The organism is Parabacteroides caeci, from assembly GCF_023656795.1.
Lineage (GTDB): Bacteria > Bacteroidota > Bacteroidia > Bacteroidales > Tannerellaceae > Parabacteroides > Parabacteroides segnis.
In genome coordinates, this window is the sequence record NZ_JAMOKT010000129.1 from 1 (window position 1) to 4,641 (window position 4,641).

2 tRNA genes and 2 rRNA genes are annotated in these 4,641 nt (G+C 49.1%); all 4 read right to left on the bottom strand.

The features are described from left to right. Positions 1-37: 37 nt before the first annotated feature. Positions 38-2,917: ribosomal RNA gene (locus tag NBH15_RS28900) — 23S ribosomal RNA — on the bottom strand. 159 nt (positions 2,918-3,076) lie between these two features. Next, positions 3,077-3,150 (bottom strand) — tRNA-Ala (locus tag NBH15_RS28905). Between the two features lie 23 nt (positions 3,151-3,173). Then, a tRNA-Ile gene (locus NBH15_RS28910) sits at positions 3,174-3,247 on the bottom strand. A gap of 147 nt (positions 3,248-3,394) precedes the next feature. Further along, a 16S ribosomal RNA gene (locus NBH15_RS28915) occupies positions 3,395-4,641 on the bottom strand; the annotation flags it as partial.

The following is a 4,641-nucleotide window of genomic DNA, read 5'->3' on the forward strand; positions in this document are numbered from 1 at the left end:
TACTAACACTGCTGATATATCAATCCTTCCTCTCGGAAATAGAAAGTCTCGGGCTATTAGTACTACTCGGCTTCGACATTACTGCCCTTACACCTGTAGCCTATCTACGTCGTAGTCTACAACGACCCTCAGGGAGATCTTATCTTGAGGCTGGCTTCGTACTTAGATGCTTTCAGCACTTATCCAATCCAGACTTAGATACCCGGCGGTGCACCTGGCGGTACAACCGGTAAACCAGAGGTCTGTCCAACACGGTCCTCTCGTACTAGTGTCAGAGCCACTCAAATCTCCTGCGCCCACGATAGATAGAGACCGAACTGTCTCACGACGTTCTGAACCCAGCTCGCGTGCCACTTTAATGGGCGAACAGCCCAACCCTTGGGACCTTCTCCAGCCCCAGGATGTGACGAGCCGACATCGAGGTGCCAAACCGCTCCGTCGATATGAGCTCTTGGGAGCGATCAGCCTGTTATCCCCGGAGTACCTTTTATCCTTTGAGCGATGGCCCTTCCATGCGGAACCACCGGATCACTATGCTCTAGTTTCCTACCTGATCGAGTTGTATCTCTCCCAGTCAAGCACCCTTATGCCATTACACTCTACGACCGGTTACCAATCGGTCTGAGGGTACCTTTAGAAGCCTCCGTTACTCTTTTGGAGGCGACCACCCCAGTCAAACTACCCACCATACAGTGTCCTCGCTTACGCGAGTTAGAACTCAAACAACCAAAGGGCCGTATTTCAACGGCGACTCCACAAACACTGGCGTGCCTGCTTCATTGTCTCCGGCCTATCCTACACATTAGTTGCCCAAATTCAATGTAAAGCTATAGTAAAGGTTCACGGGGTCTTTTCGTCCCATCGCGGGTAATCGGCATCTTCACCGATACTACAATTTCACCGAGCTCACGGTTGAGACAGTGTCCAGATCATTACACCATTCGTGCAGGTCGGAACTTACCCGACAAGGAATTTCGCTACCTTAGGACCGTTATAGTTACGGCCGCCGTTTACTGGGGCTTCAATTCAAACCTTCTCTTGCGATGAGCTCTCCTCTTAACCTTCCAGCACCGGGCAGGTGTCAGGCTGTATACTTCATATTTCTATTTCGCACAGCCATGTGTTTTTGTTAAACAGTTGCCTGGACCTATTCTCTGCGCCCTGCCATCGCTGACAGGGACCCTTTATCCCGAAGTTACAGGGTCAATTTGCCTAGTTCCTTAACCGTGAATCACTCGAGCGCCTCAGTATTCTCAACCCAACTACGTGTGTCCGTTTACGGTACGGGTACTCTATAGATATGCTTAGCGGATTTTCTAGGGAGCCTGTTTACATCCATATTGCCTTGTACAAGTACTCGGCATACTGTCAGGTTCGACTCTCAAAGCGGATTTGCCTACTTCGATCGACGTCTACACCCTTTAACCAACTATTCCGTCAGTTGGCAGGACTGTCACTTCTCCGTCTCCACATCGCTCTATAAAGTAGTATGGGAATATTAAACCATTCTTCCATCGGAATCGCCGTTCGGCTTATCCTTAGGTCCCGACTTACCCTGATCCGATTAACGTTGATCAGGAAACCTTAGTCTTTCGGCGAGGAAGTTTCTCACTTCCTTTATCGTTACTTATACCTACATTTGCTTTTCCAGCTACTCCAGCAAGGGTTATCCCTCACCTTCAACGCCACTGGAATGCTCCCCTACCATCCATAACTCTGGATCCATAGCTTCGGTAAACAGTTTATGCCCGAGTATTATCCACGCCAAACTCCTCGACTAGTGAGCTGTTACGCACTCTTTAAATGAATGGCTGCTTCCAAGCCAACATCCTAGCTGTCTCTGCAGTCTGACTTCGTTAGTTCAACTTAACTGTTATTTGGGGACCTTAGCTGATGGTCTGGATTCTTCTCCTCTCGGACGCGGACCTTAGCACCCGCGCCCTCACTCCTTATCAATATATAGCACGCATTCGGAGTTTATCTGGACTTGATAGGCGGTGAAGCCCTCGCATCCAATCAGTCGCTCTACCTCATGCTATACTAAATAAAGGCTGCACCTAAATGCATTTCGGGGAGTACGAGCTATCTCCAAGTTTGATTAGCCTTTCACCCCTACCCACAGTTCATCCGAAAGCTTTTCAACGCTTACCGGTTCGGTCCTCCAGTTAGTGTTACCTAACCTTCAACCTGACCATGGGTAGATCACTTGGTTTCGCGTCTACTCCCTCCGACTAATTCGCCCTGTTCAGACTCGCTTTCGCTTCGGCTCCGTATCTGAAATACTTAACCTTGCCGGAGAAAGTAACTCGTAGGTTCATTATGCAAAAGGCACGCCGTCACAACTTACGTTGCTCCGACCGCTTGTAGGCAGACGGGTTCAGGGTCTATTTCACTCCTCTGTTCGAGGTTCTTTTCACCTTTCCCTCACGGTACTGGTTCGCTATCGGTCTCTCGGGAGTATTTAGCCTTACGGGATGGGCCCCGCTAATTCACACAGAATTTCTCGTGCTCCGCGCTACTCAGGATACCACTAGGCTTCGTTAGAAAGTCGTGTACGGGATTTTCACCCTCTATGATCACTTTTTCCAAAGTGTTCCACTTTCCTAATTTCTTGCCACAGCGTGGTCCTACAACCCCGGTATTGCCTAAACAATACCGGTTTGGGCTCTTCCGCGTTCGCTCGCCACTACTTGCGGAATCATTTTTATTTTCTCCTCCTATGGGTACTTAGATGTTTCAGTTCCCCACGTTCGCCTCCCATTACGGGATGACAGGCCTTCAACCTGCCGGGTTGCCCCATTCGGAAATCTGAGGATCAAAGATTATTTGCATCTCCCCCCAGCTTATCGCAGCTTATCACGTCCTTCGTCGCCTCCGAGAGCCAAGGCATCCACCGTCTGCCCTTGCTTACTTTCTTATTTCCGCTTACCACACGGGTAATTCGGATTGATATATCTTCAGCTTGCTCTTGTTACTTTATTTTACGTTGTCCATCATGTCAAAGATCTTTTCAATAATTTGCCAATTTAGCAATATGCCAATTTAGCAATATGCCAATCTGCCAATTATTTTGGAGTGGAGAATAACGGATTCGAACCGTTGACCCTCTGCGTGCAAGGCAGATGCTCTAGCCAGCTGAGCTAATCCCCCAAAATTCTCTCTTAGAGATTCTGTAGTCCCAGGCAGAGTTGAACTGCCGACCTCTACATTATCAGTGTAGCGCTCTAACCAACTGAGCTATAGGACTGTCAACTTTGCCTTGGTTTCCCTCAGCATCATTTTTCTCTCTTGCCGACGTTTTATTGCCGGTAGATCTATATTTTATACATATTCAACCGTAGTACAAGTTAACTAATACCTTTTAGTCAACTTGATAACGAACTCTTAGCTCCAGAAAGGAGGTGTTCCAGCCGCACCTTCCGGTACGGCTACCTTGTTACGACTTAGCCCCAGTCATCGGTTTTACCCTAGGCCGATCCTTGCGGTTACGGACTTTAGGTACCCCCAACTCCCATGGCTTGACGGGCGGTGTGTACAAGGCCCGGGAACGTATTCACCGCGCCATGGCTGATGCGCGATTACTAGCGAATCCAGCTTCACGAAGTCGGGTTGCAGACTTCGATCCGAACTGAGATGGGGTTTGGAGATTAGCATCCTGTCGCCAGGTAGCTGCCCTTTGTCCCCACCATTGTAACACGTGTGTCGCCCCGGATGTAAGGGCCGTGCTGATTTGACGTCATCCCCACCTTCCTCACAGCTTACGCTGGCAGTCTCACTAGAGTCCTCAGCTTGACCTGTTAGTAACTAGTGATAAGGGTTGCGCTCGTTATGGCACTTAAGCCGACACCTCACGGCACGAGCTGACGACAACCATGCAGCACCTCGCAAACGGCTATTACTAGAAGAAGTGTTTCCACTCCGGTCCGAATGCGTTCAAACCCGGGTAAGGTTCCTCGCGTATCATCGAATTAAACCACATGTTCCTCCGCTTGTGCGGGCCCCCGTCAATTCCTTTGAGTTTCACCGTTGCCGGCGTACTCCCCAGGTGGATTACTTAACGCTTTCGCTGTGCCGCTTACTGTGTATCGCAAACAGCTAGTAATCATCGTTTACTGCGTGGACTACCAGGGTATCTAATCCTGTTTGATCCCCACGCTTTCGTGCTTCAGTGTCAGTTATAGTTTAGTAAGCTGCCTTCGCAATCGGAGTTCTGCGTGATATCTATGCATTTCACCGCTACACCACGCATTCCGCCTACCTCAAATATACTCAAGCTAACCAGTTTCAACGGCAATTTTATGGTTAAGCCACAAACTTTCACCGCTGACTTAATAAGCCACCTACGCACCCTTTAAACCCAATAAATCCGGATAACGCTCGCATCCTCCGTATTACCGCGGCTGCTGGCACGGAGTTAGCCGATGCTTATTCATATGGTACATACAAAAAGGAACACGTTCCTCACTTTATTCCCATATAAAAGAAGTTTACAAACCATAGATCCTTCATCCTTCACGCGACTTGGCTGGTTCAGGCTCTCGCCCATTGACCAATATTCCTCACTGCTGCCTCCCGTAGGAGTCTGGTCCGTGTCTCAGTACCAGTGTGGGGGACCTTCCTCTCAGAACCCCTATCCATCGT